This is a genomic window from Streptomyces sp. NPDC002779, from assembly GCF_042888685.1.
Classification (GTDB): domain Bacteria; phylum Actinomycetota; class Actinomycetes; order Streptomycetales; family Streptomycetaceae; genus Streptomyces.
This window is the reverse complement of record NZ_JBIAQC010000006.1, coordinates 310,052-327,266: the sequence shown is the minus strand read 5'-3', so window position 1 is coordinate 327,266 and position 17,215 is coordinate 310,052. Positions and strand designations below refer to the sequence as shown.

Here is a 17,215-nt window from a genome sequence, read left to right as displayed (position 1 = left end):
CACCGGCCGCCGCTCATGGCTTCAGGACCAGGGTGTCGCTCGTGCTCTTGTCGACCGCGCCGTCGGAGAAGGACCAGTCCAGCAGCTCGCCGTCGACCCACTTGTCCGTCTGGTCGGTGTAGTGGGCGCTGTAGGCGTGTCCGGAGGCGCCGGTGAGGTTGATCCACTTCGACTTGTCGAGGTCGCCGAGGTTGACCACCATCCGCATCGACGGCACCCAGACCACGTCGTAGCCGCCCGCGGCGTTCCAGCCGGTGGCGTTGACCGCCGCCTCGCCGCCGCTGAGCTTCCAGGGGCCGCGGTTGAGGACGTACTGGAGGAAGCCGGGGCCGTCGGTGCCGAGGGTCTGGTTCTTCAGGAACAGGCGGTGCAGCCGGCCCCAGCTCCAGGTGTCGATGTCCTTGCCGAGCTTGGCGGTCAGCTCCCAGCGGGCGTCGATCATGGCGCGCTCGAACAGCTCGTCACGGTTGTCGGCCTTGGGGCGGGTGCCCGACTTCGGCGTCGTCCACCAGTCGCTCTTCTCGTCGTCCATCAGGGTGCGGACGACCTCGAACCAGCGGTCGCCGCCGTCCGGCTGGGCCTGCTCGGCGTCGCGCTGGCCGCACTCGCGGACCTTCTCCGTCTCGTCCGCCGGACCGGTGGTGTTCACCGGGTCGACCCACAGGCACTGGCCCTTGACCCGTACTTCCTTGGGCAGCTTGTGGCTGAAGGCGAGCTTGAGGATGTTGCGCCAGACCGAGTTGAAGTAGGCGGCGGCGGCCGAGTCGGCGTCCTGGGTGTAGTCCCAGCCCTCCAGGAGCTTCTGGGCCTCGCGGACGTCCTTGTCGTCGATGTCGATCTTCAGCAGCTTGGGCACCAGCAGCTTGGCGATCTCGCTGCTGTTGTCCAGCTGCATCTGCCGCATGTCGTCGGTGGAGATCTTGCCGCCGTCGTCGGTCTTCGACTTGATCAGGTCGATGATGCGCTGGCTGCGCGTGCCGTATCCCCAGTCGGTGGTGAGCGTGTGGGGGTACTTGTCCTGGTCGATCACGGCCTGGTTGGCGGTGACGATGTACCCGCGCGCGGGATTGAACTCGAAGGGCAGCTCGCCCTGCGGGATGTAGCCGGTCCAGCGGTACTTGGAGTCCCAGCCGGGCTGCGGGATCGAGCCGTCGACGTTCTCCGCGCGCGTGGGGATCTTTCCGGGCAGGGTGTAGCCGATGTTGCCCTCGGTGTCGGCGTAGACCAGGTTCTGCGAGGGCACCTCGAACAGGGCGGCCGCGGCGCGGAAGTCGCTCCAGTTCGCCGCCCGGTTCATCGCGAAGACGGCGTCCATGGAGGTGCCCGCGTCCAGGGCGGTCCAGCGCAGGGAGATGCCGTAGCCGTCGCCGCGGTCGGGCGCCGAGGTGTCGACGGCGGCCTTCTTGCCGACTTTGACCAGTTCGTCGCTGCGGTCGGAGAGCAGCGGACCGTTGTTGGTCTCGCGGACGACGATCGTCTTGGCGCTGCCGCCGGCGACCTTGATGGTCTCCTCGCGGGTGGTGAACGGCTTGACCTTGCCGTCGTACTGGTAGCCCTCGCCGGTCAGCTTCTCCAGGTACAGGTCGGTGACGTCGACACCGGAGTTGGTCATGCCCCAGGAGATGTTCTGGTTGTGGCCGATGATCACACCGGGCAGGCCCGCGAAGGTGTACCCGGTGACGTCGTACTGGCACTTGCTGGAGACGCTGCGGCAGTGCAGGCCCATCTGGTACCAGACGGACGGCAACGACGCCGACAGGTGCGGGTCGTTGGCCAGCAGCGGCTTGCCGGTGATGGTGTGCTTGCCGGAGACGACCCAGGAGTTGGAGCCGATGCCGTTGCCGTTCACACCGACGGCCGTGGGGAGGTCCTCCAGGACGCCGTAGAGGCCCGAGAGCTGGCTCTGCAGGCCCGCGGTGCCGTCCGTGGAGGTTCCGGCCGCGGACGCGTCCCCGGCGGGCGTTCCAGCCCCTGCGGTGCCGTCGGACGTGCCGCTCCCCTGCCCGTACGTCCCGGTCAGCTCGTCGTACTGGCCTTCCTGGACGATCGCCTTGTTCCGGTCGTACGGGTACTGCGGGTAGAGGTCCTTGATCTGCTGCGGGCCCAGACGACTGGTCATCAGGGCGCGGTCGATCTCGTCCTCCATGTTCCCGCGCAGGTCCCAGGCCATCGCCTTCAGCCACGAGATCGAGTCGACCGGGGTCCACTGCGCGGGCTTGTAGTCGTTGGCGAAACCGAGGGCGGCGTACTCCAGGGAGAGTTCCTTGCCCTCCTTGCCCGCCAGGTAGGCGTTGACTCCCTTGGCGTAGGCCTGGAGGTACTTCTTGGTGGCGTCCGACAGCTTGCTGTCGTACTCCTCCTTGGCGATCCGGTCCCAGCCCAGGGTGCGCAGGAACTCGTCGTTGTCGACCTGGCTCTTGCCGAACATCTCCGACAGGCGCCCGGACGTCATGTGACGGCGCACGTCCATCTCGTAGAACCGGTCCTGCGCCTGGACGTAGCCCTGCGCCATGAACAGGTCCTCGTCGGAGGAGGCGTAGATCTGCGGGATGCCGTAGCCGTCGCGCTTCACGTCGACCGGGCCCGACAGGCCGTCGAGCGAGATCGAGCCCTTGGTCTGCGGGAAGGAGGCGCGAACGGTACTGATGGACCAGTACGCCCCGTACGCGACGCCCCCGATGAGGGCCAGCACGAGCACGAGCACGATCAGACGGGCTTTGCGCCCCTTCTTCCTGCCGGACTTGCCGGGCTGCTGACCCGTAGAGGCGGTGGTGTTGGGGGGCATCGCTGTCCTTGCTGTCCTAACGCGAGCGGCAGGCGGGGCTGTGACTTCGAATGAGCGCTGGAGCAACCATAGGCGCAGGGCCCGGTGCCACTTGACGCGGAGTGGGGAACCGGGAAGGACGAGCGTTCGATCATGACCGGCGAAGCGTCAAGAAATCGTCAAGAGTTAGGTAAGGTAACGAAGTAGTTGGGTACGGAGTCCGCCACTTCGTGTCCTATGTACGGAGCTCACGCGCGTGTGCCCGTGAGCCAGGGAAAGGGAACGGCCGCTGACTGTCCACGACCTCAACGAGCTCCTGCTCGTCTGCTCGCTCGTCCTGCTCGTCGCCGTCGCAGCGGTCCGGATCTCCTCGCGCAGCGGGCTCCCCAGCCTGCTCGTGTACCTGGGCATCGGCGTCGCCATGGGCCAGGACGGCATCGGCGACATCAAGTTCGACAACGCCGGGCTGACGCAGGTCATCGGGTACGCGGCCCTGGTCGTGATCCTCGCCGAGGGCGGTCTGGGCACGAAGTGGAAGGAGATCAAGCCGGCCCTTCCCGCCGCCACCGCGCTGGCGCTGGCGGGCGTCGCGGTGAGCGTCGGCGTGACGGCGGCGGCCGCGCACTACCTGACCGGTCTCGAGTGGCGTCAGGCGCTCATCGTCGGGGCCATCGTGTCCTCCACGGACGCCGCCGCGGTCTTCTCCGTCCTGCGGAAAATCCCCCTCCCCGCGCGCGTGACGGGCACCCTGGAGGCGGAGTCCGGCTTCAACGACGCACCCGTGGTCATCCTTGTGGTCGCCTTCTCGCACGCCGGTCCCGTCGAGCACTGGTACGTGCTGGTCGGCGAGATACTGCTGGAACTGGCCATCGGCGCCGCCATCGGCATCGCGGTGGGCTGGCTGGGCGTCTGGGGCCTGCGCCATGTGGCGCTGCCCGCCTCCGGCCTCTACCCGATCGCCGTCATGGCCATCGCCGTCGTCGCGTACGCGGCGGGCGCCCTGGCCCATGGCAGCGGCTTCCTCGCGGTCTACCTCGCCTCGATGGTGATGGGCAACGCCCGGCTGCCCCACTGGCCGGCCACCCGCGGGTTCGCCGACGGGCTCGGCTGGATCGCCCAGATCGGCATGTTCGTCCTGCTGGGCCTCCTGGTCACCCCGCACGAACTGGGCGACGACATCCTGCCCGCCCTCGTCATCGGCCTGGTGCTGACGATGATCGCCCGCCCGCTCAGCATCGTGCTCTGCCTCACGCCGTTCCGGGTGCCGTGGCAGGAGCAGACGCTGATGTCCTGGGCCGGTCTGCGCGGCGCCGTCCCCGTCATCCTGGCGACCATCCCGATGGTCGGCGGCGTCGAGGACAGCCGCCGGATCTTCAACATCGTCTTCGTCCTGGTCGTCGTCTACACCCTGGTCCAGGGCCCGACCCTGCCCTGGCTCGCCCGCAAGCTGCACCTGGGCGGGGACGCGGACGCCGCCGCCGACCTCGGCATCGAGTCCGCGCCGCTGGAGCGGCTGCGGGGGCACCTGCTGTCGGTCGTGATCCCGCCGGGCTCGAAGATGCACGGCGTCGAGATCAACGAGCTGAGGCTGCCCGGCGGCGCCGCCGTCACCCTGGTGGTGCGGGAGGGGACCTCGTTCGTGCCGCTGCCCACGACGGTGCTGCGGCGCGGGGACGAACTGCTCGTGGTCGCCACCGACCCGGTGCGGGACGCCGCCGAGCGGCGCCTGCGGGCGGTGGGCCGGGGCGGCAAGCTGGCCGGTTGGCTGGGGACGAACGGGGACGCCCCCGATCGTTGACGCTCTGTCCGGTATAGGTGTATTTCAAACTTTTCACACCCACCCGTTCATTCACAGGCGCTCCGGCGCTGTGGTGCTCGTTTTCACAGGGTCACGACCCGGTGATCCCTGTACGATGAAGGCGCACCTTGATCGAACCAACTCTGCCTGACGCAGAGCTGGCGCGACCGTATGGCGGCCGTGACGCCCTCCCGCAGTGGCGCCGGTATCTACCGCAGTTCCGCGCAAGAGGACAGCTCTCGGCACCGCCCCTGACCGGGGCCGCGCTACCAGGCGGCAGAAAGGCACGGGCCGTGGAATCCACGGTCACCACCGAGCCGTCGACGACCTCGCCGGCTTCCTCCCGCCCGGGATACGGACAGCTGCTGCGCACCCGCGGCGCCTGGACGTTCCTGCTCCCCGGCTTCGCGGCACGCCAGCCGTTCGCGATGCTCACCATCTCCATCGTGCTGCTCGTGCAGCACACCACCGGCTCCTACGGCGCCGCGGGCGCCGTGGCGGCCGTCACCGGCGTCTCCATGGCGCTGTTCGCCCCGTACACCGGGCGCCTCGCCGACCGGTACGGGCAGCGTCCCGTCCTGATCCCCGGCGTGCTGGTGCACACGCTGGCGGGTCTGACCCTGACCGCGCTCGCGCTGGCGGACGCCCCCCTGTGGGCGCTGTTCGTGGCGGCCGTGCCCACCGGCGCCTCGGTTCCGCAGGTCGGGCCGATGGTCCGGGCCCGCTGGGGCGTGAAGCTCCAGGGCTCGCCCCTGATGACCACCGCGGCGGCCTTCGAGTCCGTCACCGACGAGCTGACCTTCGTGATGGGCCCGCTGCTCGCCACCGCGCTGTGCACCACCGTCGACCCGGCCGCCGGCCTGGTCACGGAGGCCGCGCTGACACTGATCGGCGGCCTGCTGTTCGCCGCGCAGAAGAGCACGCAGCCCTCCGTCACCGTCGACGGGCACGCACGCGTGCAGCGCGTTTCCGCGCTGAGCATCCCCGGGGTGCGCGTGCTGATCGTGACCTTCCTCGGCATCGGCTCCGTCTTCGGCGGCATGCAGGTGTCGCTGGCCGCGTTCACCGAGTCGATCGGCGAGCCCGGTCTGAACGGCGTCCTGTACGGCGTCTTCGCCGCCGGGAACATGATCTCCGGCCTCGCCTGCGGCGCCATCGCCTGGAAGGTGGCCCCGCAGCGCCGCCTCGTCCTCGGCTACGCCGCCCTCGCGCTCGCCGCCTCCGGCCTGTGGGCCGCGCACTCGGTGCTCGTCCTGGCGGGCCTCGGCCTCCTGGTCGGCATGTGCATCGCGCCCGCCCTGATCACCGGCTACACCCTGGTCGAGGGCCTGGTCCCGGCCGGCGCCCGCACCGAGGCCTTCACCTGGCTGACCGGCGCGGTGGCCCTCGGCCAGGCGGCCGCCGTCACGGTCGCCGGACAGCTGGAGGACCGCTTCTGGGACGGCGCCGGATTCCTGGTCCCGACGGTCGGCACGCTGCTCGCCCTGGCGACGCTCCTGGCCCTGCGTTCCCGGCTCGCGGCACGCCCCCGAAGCCGTACCGTCGCACGTGGCGTCGGTCACCGAGTGCCGGTGACGGTGGACTGATCCCGAGGAATACGTCACTATGGATCGTCGTTAGCACTCATTGAGTGAGAGTGCCAGGAGGAAGACAGTGCCGACCTACCAGTACCAGTGCACCGAGTGCGGCGAGGGCCTCGAGGCGGTGCAGAAGTTCACCGACGACGCCCTGACCGAGTGCCCCGACTGCAGTGGCCGCCTGAAGAAGGTGTTCTCCGCAGTCGGCATTGTCTTCAAGGGCTCCGGGTTCTACCGCAACGACAGCCGCGGCTCCTCGTCGAGCACCTCGCCGGCGTCGAAGTCGTCGACGTCCTCGGACGCGAAGTCGTCGGACTCGAAGTCGTCGGACGCGAAGTCGTCGAGCTCGACGTCGTCGGGTTCGGGCACCTCGACCAGCAGCAGTTCCGCCGCGTAGCACAACGCTCACGAAGACCCCGCCGTCCACCGGACGGTGGGGTCCTCCGCGTTTCCCGCGGCCCCTCTCGGCGGCGGGCGGACGGCGGTTAGTGTGACCGCATGGCGAACGCAGAGATCGGTGTAATCGGCGGCTCGGGCTTCTACTCGTTCCTGGACGACGTGACCGAGATCCAGGTGGACACCCCGTACGGGCCCCCCAGCGACTCCCTCTTCCTGGGCGAGATCGCCGGCCGGCGCGTCGCCTTCCTGCCCCGGCACGGGCGCGGCCACCATCTGCCGCCGCACCGGATCAACTACCGGGCCAACCTGTGGGCGCTGCGTTCGGTGGGGGTGCGCCAGGTGCTGGGCCCCTGCGCGGTGGGCGGTCTGCGTCCGGAGTACGGGCCGGGCACGCTCCTGGTGCCGGACCAGCTGGTCGACCGGACGAAGTCGCGGGCAGCCTCCTATTTCGACGGGCTGCCGCTGCCCGGCGGCGCCATGCCCAACGTGGTGCATGTGTCGCTGGCCGACCCGTACTGCCCGGCCGCGAGGACGGCCGCGCTGAAGGCGGCACGCGGGCGGGACTGGGAGCCGGTGGACGGCGGGACGCTGGTCGTGATCGAGGGGCCGCGCTTCTCCACCCGTGCGGAATCGTTGTGGCACCAGGCACAGGGCTGGTCGGTGGTGGGCATGACCGGTCACCCCGAGGCGACGCTCGCCCGTGAACTCGAGCTCTGCTACACGTCGATGACGCTGGTCACCGACCTCGACGCGGGCGCCGAGACCGGCGAGGGCGTCTCGCACGACGAGGTGCTGCGGGTGTTCGCGGCGAACGTGGACCGGCTGCGGGGTGTGCTGTTCGACGCGGTGGCCGCGCTGCCCGCGAACGAGGAGCGGGACTGTCTGTGCACGTCCGCGCTCGGGGGGATGGACCCCGGGTTCGAGCTGCCGTAGGGCCCGGGGCGTGGGTCCGCTGTGGATCCGCGGGGCGTGTCTGTGGGCGGAGGCCACATCCGTTCCTGGTCGGCGTGGCCAGGGCGGAACCTCCCGTTCGGGTGGGGGAGTTGTCCACAGCCTCTCGGTTGTCCACCGGTCCCGGCGGGCAGCGGCGCGAAGCCACATCGTGGACTCGCAAGCCGTTCTCTCGTGGCAGGTGGTGGCTCCCCATGTCCCTCGGTCAGTCCCCTTCACCCTCTCCCTCCCCTCTGTCTCCGCGCCCGCTCGGCACCGACGCTCCTCCGACCTGCGAGGTGCCCCACTTCGCGCCGGTGCGGGTGCGCGGCGGGCGGCTCCGACTCCGCCGGCTGGTACGGCATCGACGGCGGGCCGTGGCCGCGGGGCTGGCCGTCACGGCCGCCGCGCTCGTGGCGGCGGGCCCGCGGGACACGGACCGGGCGCGTGGGCATCCGGCGGCGGATCCCGTACGGGAGCGGCGCGCCGTCGAGATGGTGACCGCGCCGGTGCGGATCGCCGACGGGGCGACGGTGCGCCTGCTGCGGCCCGGTGACCGGGTGGACGTCATCGCCGCCGAGGAGACGGCCTCGGGCGGAGGCGCGCGCGTGGTCGCACGGGGGGTGCGGGTGACGAAGGTGCCCGAGCCCCTGGACGACGAAGTCGACAGCGGCGCGCTGGTCGTGCTGACGGTGCCGCGCTCCGCCGCGGCGCGGCTCGTGGGCGCCAGCGCGACGGCACGGCTGGCGGTGACGCTGTGCTGAGTCGTGTGGTCCGCCTGGTGCGTGACTGCCTGTCACGTCGTACGATCCCGCGACCCGACTGGACAGATCGGCCCGGCCCTGACGTAGGTTGCGGAGCGGTCCGTTCCACAACGTGCGCGTGCGAGGAGAGTCCCCGAGGTGATCGAGAAGAAGGAACCGAGCGTCCTGGACGGCTTCAAGGCCTTCCTGATGCGCGGGAACGTCGTCGATCTGGCAGTAGCGGTGGTCATCGGCGCCGCCTTCACCAACATCGTCAACTCGGTGGTGAAGGGGGTCATCAACCCGCTCGTCGGAGCGATCGGCACCAAGAACCTCGACAGCTACAGCTCGTGTCTGAAGGGTCCCTGCGAGAAGGCGGCGGACGGCTCGGTCACCAGCGGCGTGATGATCCTGTGGGGCTCGGTCCTGGGGGCGGCGCTCAGCTTCGTGATCACCGCGGCGGTCGTCTACTTCCTGATGGTGCTGCCGATGTCGAAGTACCTGGCCCGTCAGGAGGCCCGCCGGAAGTCGAAGGAAGGCACCCAGGAGATCATCGAGCTGACCGAGCTGGAGGTGCTGAAGGAGATCCGCGACGAGTTGGTCGCGCAGCGCGGGTCGGGGCGCAACGAGTCGTAGCGGCGCTCTCAGGGATCCTGCGGGCGGGGGCCGGCCGGGTTCAGAGGTGGTGGGGCGGCTTCTCGTCGAGGAAGCGCTTCAGGTCGGCCGCGCTGTCGCCGCCGGCGCCGGGCCGCTCGCCCCATCCGCTGTCCGTGTCGTCCGAGGACTGCTGGTCCAGCGGGTCGTCGAAGATCAGCGCGGCCTTCGGCTCACGCCGCTCGGGGTCGGGGGCGGTGTCCATACCTCAAGGGTACGGCCCTGTCGGCGGTGGTGGTCGTGTCGGTGGTGGCGGGCCTGCCGTTGCGCAGGCACGGAGGCGGCGTGCGGCGGGTTCGACCCGGCTCGGGCTGGACGACACTGACTCCATGACAGTTGACGCATTGACGGACGTCGCCGGTGTGCGGGTGGGGCATGCGACGCGCATCGGTGGCGGTTGGCTCACCGGCACCACTGTCGTCCTCGCTCCGGAGGGCGGGGCCGTTGCCTCGGTCGATGTTCGCGGCGGCGGACCCGGCACCAAGGAGACCGACGCGCTGGATCCGCGCAACCTCGTGCAGAAGGTCGAGGCGATCGTCCTGACCGGCGGCAGCGCCTACGGGCTCGACGCGGCGTCCGGGGTGATGGCCTGGCTGGAGGAGCAGCGGCGCGGGGTGCGCGTGGGCCCGGATCCGGCGCACGTCGTGCCCGTGGTGCCCGCGGCGTGCGTCTTCGACCTGGGGCGGGGCGGCGACTTCCGGGCCCGGCCGGACGCGGCGATCGGGCGCGCGGCGGTCGAGGAGGCCGCGGCGAGTACGTCCGGCGCCCCTGTCCGGGAAGGGTGCGTCGGGGCCGGGACGGGGGCGGTCGTCGGGACGCTGAAGGGTGGGGTGGGGACGGCGAGCGTGGTGCTCGGGTCGGGGGTCACCGTCGGGGCGTTGGTGGTGGCGAACGCGGCGGGGGGAGCGATGGATCCGGAAACGGGCGTACTGTACGGCGAGTTGTTCCAGGGGCGGGTGGAGTATCCCGAGGCGGGCGTCCACGGCAGCGCGCTGCGGCGGCTCGCCGAGGTCTCGGCGAGGAACGCACCTCCCCCGCTGAACACGACCCTCGCCGTCGTCGCCACCGACGCGGACCTCTCCAAGGCGCAGGCGCAGAAGATGGCGGGTACCGCCCACGACGGCATCGCGCGCGCCGTGCGGCCGGTGCATCTGCTCAGCGACGGCGACACGGTGTTCGCGCTGGCCACGGGCGCCCGCCCGCTCGACGCCGCGAACCCGCTCGCGCTGAACGAGATCCTCGCCGCGGGCGCGGACGTGGTGACGCGGGCGATCGTCCGCGCGGTGCGGGCCGCGGAGTCGGTGGACGGGCCGGGTGGGGCATGGCCGTCGTACGGGGAGCTGTACGGGAGTGGTGCCGTGGGGGCCTGAGCGGCGCGAGGTGCTCCCGCTCCACCACCTCCGCCCGTGAATGTCGCGGTTCTGTCACGTGATGGCGTTCACCGCGCGGGGAGGGAACCCGACCCCTCGCGGATTCCCTCTCTCTGCACGCACCGGATCAGACCACGCACATCACGCGAACTTGGAGCAGCTTGTGACAACGCCGGACAAAGCAGCACGGCGCGTACTGGGGACCTGTGCCGTGCTGATGGCCGGCGCGCTCGGCCTCACCGCCTGCGGCAGCAGCGCCGACGCCAAGAACGAGGACGGCAAGGGCGGGGACTCCGCCAGGACGTCGGCCGCGAAGATAGTGATCTCGGCGAAGGACGGCTCGTCGGACGCGTCGATCAACTCGACCCGGGTGAAGGTCAGTGACGGCGAGCTCACCGACGTGAGGATGACGGAGGCGGATACGGGGGAGGCCTTGCCTGGGGCGATATCGGCGGACGGCGCGAGCTGGAAGCCGAAGGAGCAGTTGGAGCGCGGGACCGAGTACGAGATATCGGCGAAGGCGAAGGACGCGGACGGCAAGAGCGTCGCGGCCGGTTCCAGCTTCACCACGGTCACGCCGGAGAAGAGCTTCATCGGGACATACACGCCGGACGACGGCACGACGGTGGGTGTGGGGATGCCGGTGTCGTTCACCTTCGACAAGGCGATCAGCGAGAAGAAGGCCGTGCGGTCGGGGATCACGGTCACGTCGAGCAGCGGGCAGAAGGTCGTGGGCCACTGGTTCGGGGAGCGGCGGCTCGACTTCCGGCCCGAGGAGTACTGGAAGGCCGGTTCCAAGGTCACCATGAAGATCGACCTGGACGGGGTCGAGGGCGCGAACGGCGTCCAGGGGGTGCAGAAGAAGACGGTGACCTTCACCATCGGGCGCTCGCAGGTCTCCACAGTGGACGTCGACACGCAGACCATGACGGTCGTGCGGGACGGCAAGACGCTCAAGTCGGTGCCCATCTCGGCGGGCAGCGCGGAGTTCCCGACGTACAACGGGCAGATGGTGATCTCCGAGAAGCTCGTGAAGACGCGGATGAACAGCCAGACGGTGAATCTCGCCGACGCCTACGACATCCCGGACGTGCCGCACGCGATGCGGCTGACGACCTCGGGGACCTTCCTGCACGGCAACTACTGGTACAACAAGGCCAACCCGCCCTTCGGGCGGCAGGGCACCAGCCACGGGTGCGTGGGGCTGCAGGACGTGCGGGGCGCGCAGAGCGACACGACGGCGAAGTGGTTCTTCGACAACTCGCTCCTCGGCGACGTGGTGATCGTGAAGAACTCCCCCGACAAGTCGGTGGCGCCGGACAACGGCCTCAACGGATGGAACATGCCGTGGAGCGAGTGGACCGCGGGAAGTGCCGCCTGAGCAGGGTGTTCTGATGGTTCGTAAGGGCATGTGGGAACCGTCCGGGCGGCCCGGGCGTTTTACGTGCGTACGTTTTCTCGGTTCCCGGACATGATGTCCGACCGAGGGGCTACGGTATGCACCCACAAGGTGACATGCAGCAACGCCGGGAGAAACCTTGAGCGTTCCGTACGAGACGGCAGCGTACGAATCCCATGAGTCGCCGGAGTCTCCGGAGGAGCACCTGGCGCGACTGCTCGGCCGTGCCCTGAACTCGTTCGAGCTGCCCGACGAGGTGATACGGCGGCTCGACTGCGCGCTGGCGCACGACAGTTCGCTGCACTCCGCGCACCACAGCGCGGGACGGCACCGGGAGACGTACCGGCACACCTGGCTGCTCGCCGACGGCTCGGCGCTCACCCTGTGGGAGCTGGTCCACAACACCGCGCGGGGCAGCATGCCGCAGCACGAGGTGTACGCCGACGAGGAGGAGCTGCGCGCGGCGACCGGACGGCTGCCGCTGCCGCCGGACGCCCCGGACTTCGAGCTGCCGGTGACGGTGCAGCTGTCGCCGGTGCACGCGCCGCGCCACGCCTATGTGACGGACGACTCCGCCGACCACGCGCGCCGGCTGCTGCGCCGGGCGGAGAACACTGACCGGCCGGACGCGGCGACCGCCGCGCTGCTGGCCACGGCGTTCGCGCACCAGATCACCCAGGCCTTCGGACGCCCGTGCCGCGCGGGGCGCGCCGGGCTGGGCTTCTCGCTCTACGAGCACGCCTTCCTGCTGCGCGACGGCAGGGAGATCTCCCTGTGGGAGGTCGAGCACACGGCGACGCCGGACGGGCGGCACATGTGCGAGGTGTACGTCAGCGAGGACGCGGCGCGGGACGCGATGGAGCGCCGGGCGGCGCAGGTGTCGTAACGGACGCGGGTGTTCAGCGTCCGTCGCTGAGCTGCCGTACCAGGCCCGCGAAGGCGTCCTGTTCGGCCGGGGTGAGCTGTACCGACTCCAGCTGCGGGGGCGCCTGCCGCTGGTGCGGGAGGGCGGGCAGGGCGGGGCCGGCGGGCCACGGGGCGGCGCTCGCGCGGACGGCGCGCAGGACGCGGGCGAGGCCGATCACCCAGGTGACCGTCAGCAGGACGAGCAGGCCCACGCCCAGCAGTTGGTAGATCGAGACGTGCTCAGGCATGCGGCCCAGTACACACCACGGTCCGGGACTTTGACCCCGGACCGTGACGTATCTCGCAGGTGCCGTGAACCACTCACAGCTCCCCAATAGGGGCGACCCGGTGTCCTCAGGCGGCCACCGGCTGCTTCGACTCCGCGCTCGTCGGCGCCGTGCCGGGCTCCGTGGGCGCCGTGCCCGGGACCGGCCTGCGCATGCCCTTGAGGACGACGACCAGCGCGGTGGTGACGCAGACGCCCGCCGCGATGGCGACCAGGTACAGCAGCGGGTTGCCGATCAGCGGGACCACGAAGATGCCGCCGTGCGGGGCGCGCAGGGTGGCGCCGAACGCCATCGACAGCGCTCCGGTGACCGCGCCGCCCGCCATGGAGGCCGGGATGACGCGCAGCGGGTCGGCCGCCGCGAACGGGATGGCGCCCTCGGAGATGAAGGAGGCGCCGAGGACCCAGGCGGCCTTGCCGTTCTCGCGCTCGGTCCGGGTGAAGAGCTTGCCGCGGACCGTGGTGGCCAGCGCCATCGCCAGCGGCGGGACCATGCCGGCGGCCATCACCGCGGCCATGACCTGCATCGCGGAGTCGCTGGGGTCGGCGACGGCGATACCGGCCGCGGCGAAGGCGTAGGCGACCTTGTTGACCGGGCCGCCGAGGTCGAAGCACATCATCAGGCCGAGCAGGACGCCGAGGAGGACGGCGTTGGTGCCGGAGAGACCGTCCAGCCAGTCCGTCATGGCCTGCTGGGCCTCGGCGATCGGCTTGCCGATCACCACGAACATCAGGAAGCCGACGATCAGCGTGGAGATCAGCGGGATCACCACCACCGGCATGATGCCGCGCAGCACCGGCGGGATCCGCACCCGCTGGATCGCCATCACCACCGCGCCGGCGATCAGACCGGCCGCGAGGCCGCCGAGGAAGCCCGCGTTGATGGTCAGCGAGATCGCGCCGCCGACGAAGCCGGGAACCAGGCCCGGTCGGTCCGCCATGCCGTAGGCGATGTACCCGGCCAGGACCGGGACCAGGAAGCCGAAGGCGACGCCGCCGATCTGGAAGAGCAGGGCGCCCCAGCTGTCGACCTGGGTCCAGGTGAAGTGGTCCATGACCGAGGGAGCCTTGTTGATCTCCCAGCCGCCGATGGCGAACCCGAGGGCGATCAGCAGGCCGCCCGCGGCGACGAACGGGACCATGTAGCTGACGCCGGTCATCAGCCAGGTGCGGAGCTTGGTGCCGTAGCCCTCGCCGGGTTCACCGGCGCGCTCGACCGGCGTGCCCGTGCCCGCGGGCGCCCCGGCGCTCACCTCGCCGCGCGCCGCCTTCTCGCGGACCTCGGCGATGAGTTCGGCGGGGCGGTTGATGCCCGCCTTCACGCCGACGTCGACGGTCGGCTTGCCCGTGAAGCGGTCCTTCTCCCGTACGGGCACGTCGTGCGCGAAGATCACGCCGTCCGCCGCCGCGATGACCGCCGGGTCGAGCCGGGCGAATCCGGCCGAGCCCTGCGTCTCGACGACCAGTTCGACGCCCGCGTCGCGCCCGGCGCTCTCCAGGGACTCGGCCGCCATGTAGGTGTGCGCGATGCCGGTCGGGCAGGAGGTGACGGCGACGATACGGAAGGGGCACCCACCGGGTGCGGTGCCGCTCTCGGCGTCCGCACCCGGTGCCGGGTCGGTGCTGACCGCTGCGGTGCCGGCGGAGGCCGCCACCGGCACCGCAGCGGAGTCCTTGGCGCCGCCGTGCGCGCCGGGCGTGCCCCCGCTCGCGCTACCCACGCTCTGTTCCACGCCGCTCGCGCTCTCTTCCGCGCCGTCTGCGCCGTGCACGCTCTGCTCTGCGCTGCCTGCGCCGTGCACGCCGCCGCCCGCGCTGCCTGCGCCGCCCATACCGTTCACGCCGCCGCCCACGCCGTTCACGCCGCCGTCCGCATCGCCCGCGCCGCGTGCGCTCCCCTCCGCGCCCCGCGCACCCTTTGAGGCGCCGTCAGCCACAGCCTGCGCCCCCGATGCCTCGGTCGCTCCGATGGCCTCCGGAGTCGACGCCACCTCATCCCCCCGGATCAGCGCCGCCGCCGACTCCGCCTCCCGCGCTGCCCGCAGGGCGTCCGTGAAGGCGGCGTTCATCAGCCGGCGCGCCAGGGAGGACAGGATCGTCAGGTGGGCGTCGTCCGCGCCGGCGGGTGCCGCGATCAGGAAGATCAGGTCCGCCGGACCGTCCGCCGCCCCGAAGTCGACGCCCGCCGCGCTGCGCCCGAAGGCGAGTGTCGGCTCGGTGACGTGCTCGCTGCGGCAGTGCGGGATGCCGATGCCGCCGTCGAGGCCGGTCGGCATCTGCGCCTCGCGGGCGGCGACGTCGGCGAGGAAGCCGTCGAGGTCGGTCACCCGGCCCAGGGCCACCATGCGCTCGGCGAGGGCACGGGCCGCCGCTTCCTTGGTGTCGGCGGCCAGGTCGAGATCGACCAGGTCCGCGGTGATGAGGTCGCTCATCGCGGGCTCCTTCGCACGCGTGTCGCCCGGGAAGTGGGGTGGGCGAGGGTGGGGACGGGGGTGCAGTGGGGGAAGGGGGTGGCGGGGACGGAGGCGAGTAACGGGGCCCCTCGCCACTTCGTAGCCGGTGCGCGAGGCGTGAGCGGTGCGTACGTCATGACACCGGCTCCTTCAGTACCCGGTTCACCGGCACCTCGGCGGTGACCGTGACGGCCGACGGGTCCAGGTCGCCCGGCGACGGCATCACGCTGCCGGGCAGCTGTACGGCGGCGGCGCCGTGCGCCACGGCGGACGCCAGCGCCTCCGGGCCGCTGCCGCCCGCGATCAGGAAGCCGGCGAGCGAGGAGTCACCCGCGCCGACGTTGGAGCGCACCACGTCCACGCGCGCGCTGCCGAACCAGGTGCCCGCGCCGTCCACCAGCAGCTGTCCGTCCGCGCCCAGACTGGCGAGCACGGCGCCCGCGCCCATCCCACGCAGTTCCTCGGCCGCCTTCACCGCGTCGCCCACCGTGGACAGGGGCCGGCCGACCGCCTCGGCGAGCTCCTCGGCGTTCGGCTTCACCACGTCGGGCCGCTCCCGCAGCGCCTCCAGCAGCGCCCGCCCCGAGGTGTCCAGGGCGATCCGCGCGCCTCCCGCGTGCGCCCGCGCGACGACATCGGCGTACCAGGCCGGGGCGAGACCGCGCGGCAGGCTGCCGCAGCACGCGATCCAGTCCGCGTCCCGCGACTGCTCCCGCACCGTCTCCAGCAGCAGCTCCTGCTCCGCGGCCGTGAGTTCCGGACCCGGCGCGTTGATCTTCGTGAGCACCCCGTCCGGTTCCGCGAGCGCGATGTTGGAGCGGGTGGCTCCGGCGATCCGCACCGCGGTGACCTCGATGTCCTGCACGGCGAGCAGCTCGGCGACGACCGCGCCGGGCGCACCGCCCAGGGGCAGCACCGCCACCGTGCGGCGTCCGGCGGCGGCGACGGCACGCGAGACGTTGACGCCCTTGCCGCCCGGGTCCATGCGTTCTCCGGTGGCGCGGACGACCTCGCCGCGCTCCAGGGCCGGGACCTCGTAGGTGCGGTCCAGGGACGGGTTCGGGGTGACGGTGAGGATCATGCGCGCACTACTTCCGTGCCGCCGCGCTCGATGGCGGCGGCGTCGTCGGGGCTCAGCCCGCTGTCGGTGATCAGCAGGTCCACATCGCTCAGGTCGCCGAAGCGGGCGAAGTGCTCCTGGCCGTGCTTGGCGGAGTCGGCGAGCAGCACCACCCGGCGGGCCGCTGCCACCGCAGCGCGCTTCACCGCGGCCTCGGCGAGGTCGGGGGTGGTCAGACCGTGCTCGGCGGAGAAGCCGTTGGCCGCCACGAAGAGGACATCGGCCCGGATCTCGCCGTACGCCCGCAGCGCCCAGGCATCCACGGCGGCGCGCGTACGGTGCCGTACGCGCCCCCCGACGAGATGGAGCTGGATGCCGGGGTGGTCGGCCAGGCGGGCCGCGATCGGCAGGCTGTGGGTGACGACGGTGAGCGAGGCCTCCAGCGGGACGGCCCCCGCGAGCCGCGCGACCGTCGTACCGGCGTCGAGGATCATCGTGCCCTCGGCCGGCAGTTCGGCCAGGGCGGCCTTGGCGATGCGGTCCTTCTCGTCGGCGGCCGTGGACTCGCGTTCGGCGAGGTCCGGCTCGAAGTCGAGGCGGCCGACCGGGATCGCGCCGCCGTGCACCCGGCGCAGCAGGCCCGCCCGGTCCAGCGCCTTCAGGTCCCGGCGGATCGTCTCCGCCGTCACCTGGAACTCCTCGGCCAGCGACAGCACGTCGACCCGGCCGCCGTCCCGGGCGATCCGGAGGATCTCCTGCTGCCGCTCCGGTGCGTACATGTCCGTTCGCCTCCGACCAGTGCCCGAACTTGTGGTTTCGCCGGACACTACGCCGTGATTTCGGGAAAGTAAACAGGTTCGGGCGCGATTCGGGCAT

At 71.3% G+C, this 17,215-nt stretch carries 15 protein-coding genes; 9 read left to right on the top strand and 6 right to left on the bottom strand.

Features of this window, described 5'->3' with window-relative positions; all coding sequences use genetic code 11:
- Positions 1-13: 13 nt before the first annotated feature.
- A complete protein-coding gene (locus ACFYW5_RS19570; protein WP_389418268.1) occupies positions 14-2,785 on the bottom strand; it encodes a penicillin acylase family protein in 2,772 nt (923 codons plus the stop codon).
- 268 nt (positions 2,786-3,053) lie between these two features.
- Between ACFYW5_RS19570 and ACFYW5_RS19565 the strand changes: the two genes are divergently transcribed.
- The 6 genes from ACFYW5_RS19565 (at position 3,054) to mscL (ending at position 8,847) form a co-directional block, all read left to right on the top strand.
- Positions 3,054-4,562, top strand: a complete 1,509-nt coding sequence (locus ACFYW5_RS19565) for a potassium/proton antiporter (protein WP_389418432.1) — start codon at positions 3,054-3,056, stop codon at positions 4,560-4,562.
- 293 nt (positions 4,563-4,855) lie between these two features.
- Positions 4,856-6,148 carry an MFS transporter gene (locus ACFYW5_RS19560; protein ID WP_389418267.1) on the top strand — a complete coding sequence of 431 codons (1,293 nt, stop codon included), beginning with the start codon at positions 4,856-4,858 and terminating at the stop codon, positions 6,146-6,148.
- 67 nt (positions 6,149-6,215) lie between these two features.
- Positions 6,216-6,536, top strand: a complete 321-nt coding sequence (locus tag ACFYW5_RS19555; RefSeq protein ID WP_389418266.1) for an FmdB family zinc ribbon protein — start codon at positions 6,216-6,218, stop codon at positions 6,534-6,536.
- Between the two features lie 101 nt (positions 6,537-6,637).
- A complete protein-coding gene (locus ACFYW5_RS19550) occupies positions 6,638-7,471 on the top strand; it encodes an S-methyl-5'-thioadenosine phosphorylase (RefSeq protein ID WP_389418265.1) in 834 nt (277 codons plus the stop codon).
- Between the two features lie 212 nt (positions 7,472-7,683).
- A complete protein-coding gene (locus ACFYW5_RS19545; RefSeq protein ID WP_389418264.1) occupies positions 7,684-8,232 on the top strand; it encodes a hypothetical protein in 549 nt (182 codons plus the stop codon).
- Between the two features lie 138 nt (positions 8,233-8,370).
- Positions 8,371-8,847, top strand: a complete 477-nt coding sequence (mscL, locus tag ACFYW5_RS19540) for a large conductance mechanosensitive channel protein MscL (RefSeq protein ID WP_389418263.1) — start codon at positions 8,371-8,373, stop codon at positions 8,845-8,847.
- 40 nt (positions 8,848-8,887) lie between these two features.
- Here the strand turns inward: mscL and ACFYW5_RS19535 are convergent, their stop codons facing one another.
- Positions 8,888-9,070 (bottom strand): hypothetical protein, encoded by a 183-nt coding sequence (locus ACFYW5_RS19535; protein ID WP_389418262.1) that lies wholly within the window; start codon positions 9,068-9,070, stop codon positions 8,888-8,890.
- 124 nt (positions 9,071-9,194) lie between these two features.
- Between ACFYW5_RS19535 and ACFYW5_RS19530 the strand changes: the two genes are divergently transcribed.
- The 3 genes from ACFYW5_RS19530 (at position 9,195) to ACFYW5_RS19520 (ending at position 12,520) form a co-directional block, all read left to right on the top strand.
- Positions 9,195-10,235: a P1 family peptidase gene (locus ACFYW5_RS19530; protein ID WP_389418261.1), complete on the top strand. Its 1,041-nt coding sequence runs from the start codon at positions 9,195-9,197 to the stop codon at positions 10,233-10,235.
- 163 nt (positions 10,236-10,398) lie between these two features.
- Positions 10,399-11,616 carry an Ig-like domain-containing protein gene (locus ACFYW5_RS19525; protein WP_389418260.1) on the top strand — a complete coding sequence of 406 codons (1,218 nt, stop codon included), beginning with the start codon at positions 10,399-10,401 and terminating at the stop codon, positions 11,614-11,616.
- 157 nt (positions 11,617-11,773) lie between these two features.
- The gene (locus ACFYW5_RS19520) at positions 11,774-12,520 is read left to right on the top strand and encodes a DUF6227 family protein (protein WP_389418259.1); all 747 of its coding nucleotides are present in this window, start codon (positions 11,774-11,776) and stop codon (positions 12,518-12,520) included.
- Positions 12,521-12,533: 13 nt separating this feature from the next.
- Here the strand turns inward: ACFYW5_RS19520 and ACFYW5_RS19515 are convergent, their stop codons facing one another.
- The 4 genes from ACFYW5_RS19515 to ACFYW5_RS19500 all read right to left on the bottom strand — a co-directional run bounded on the left by ACFYW5_RS19515 (position 12,534) and on the right by ACFYW5_RS19500 (position 17,118).
- Positions 12,534-12,788 carry a hypothetical protein gene (locus ACFYW5_RS19515; protein WP_389418258.1) on the bottom strand — a complete coding sequence of 85 codons (255 nt, stop codon included), beginning with the start codon at positions 12,786-12,788 and terminating at the stop codon, positions 12,534-12,536.
- A gap of 106 nt (positions 12,789-12,894) precedes the next feature.
- Positions 12,895-15,258: a fructose-specific PTS transporter subunit EIIC gene (locus tag ACFYW5_RS19510; RefSeq protein ID WP_389418257.1), complete on the bottom strand. Its 2,364-nt coding sequence runs from the start codon at positions 15,256-15,258 to the stop codon at positions 12,895-12,897.
- A 154-nt stretch (positions 15,259-15,412) separates the two neighbouring features.
- On the bottom strand, positions 15,413-16,360 hold the full coding sequence (gene pfkB, locus ACFYW5_RS19505; protein ID WP_389418256.1) for a 1-phosphofructokinase: 948 nt from the start codon (positions 16,358-16,360) through the stop codon (positions 15,413-15,415).
- Positions 16,357-17,118, bottom strand: a complete 762-nt coding sequence (locus ACFYW5_RS19500; protein ID WP_389418255.1) for a DeoR/GlpR family DNA-binding transcription regulator — start codon at positions 17,116-17,118, stop codon at positions 16,357-16,359. The genes pfkB and ACFYW5_RS19500 overlap by 4 nt, the downstream gene beginning before the upstream one ends.
- Positions 17,119-17,215: the final 97 nt, after the last annotated feature.

Excerpts from the sequence above, each read along its gene's own strand:
- ACFYW5_RS19570 (WP_389418268.1), bottom strand. The coding sequence starts at position 2,785 with ATGCCCCCCAACACCACCGCCTCTACGGGTCAGCAGCCCGGCAAGTCC.
- ACFYW5_RS19550 (WP_389418265.1), top strand. The coding sequence starts at position 6,638 with ATGGCGAACGCAGAGATCGGTGTAATCGGCGGCTCGGGCTTCTACTCG.
- ACFYW5_RS19545 (WP_389418264.1), top strand. The coding sequence starts at position 7,684 with ATGTCCCTCGGTCAGTCCCCTTCACCCTCTCCCTCCCCTCTGTCTCCG.
- ACFYW5_RS19535 (WP_389418262.1), bottom strand. The coding sequence starts at position 9,070 with ATGGACACCGCCCCCGACCCCGAGCGGCGTGAGCCGAAGGCCGCGCTG.
- ACFYW5_RS19530 (WP_389418261.1), top strand. The coding sequence starts at position 9,195 with ATGACAGTTGACGCATTGACGGACGTCGCCGGTGTGCGGGTGGGGCAT.
- ACFYW5_RS19515 (WP_389418258.1), bottom strand. The coding sequence starts at position 12,788 with ATGCCTGAGCACGTCTCGATCTACCAACTGCTGGGCGTGGGCCTGCTC.
- ACFYW5_RS19510 (WP_389418257.1), bottom strand. The coding sequence starts at position 15,258 with ATGAGCGACCTCATCACCGCGGACCTGGTCGATCTCGACCTGGCCGCC.
- pfkB (WP_389418256.1), bottom strand. The coding sequence starts at position 16,360 with ATGATCCTCACCGTCACCCCGAACCCGTCCCTGGACCGCACCTACGAG.
- ACFYW5_RS19500 (WP_389418255.1), bottom strand. The coding sequence starts at position 17,118 with ATGTACGCACCGGAGCGGCAGCAGGAGATCCTCCGGATCGCCCGGGAC.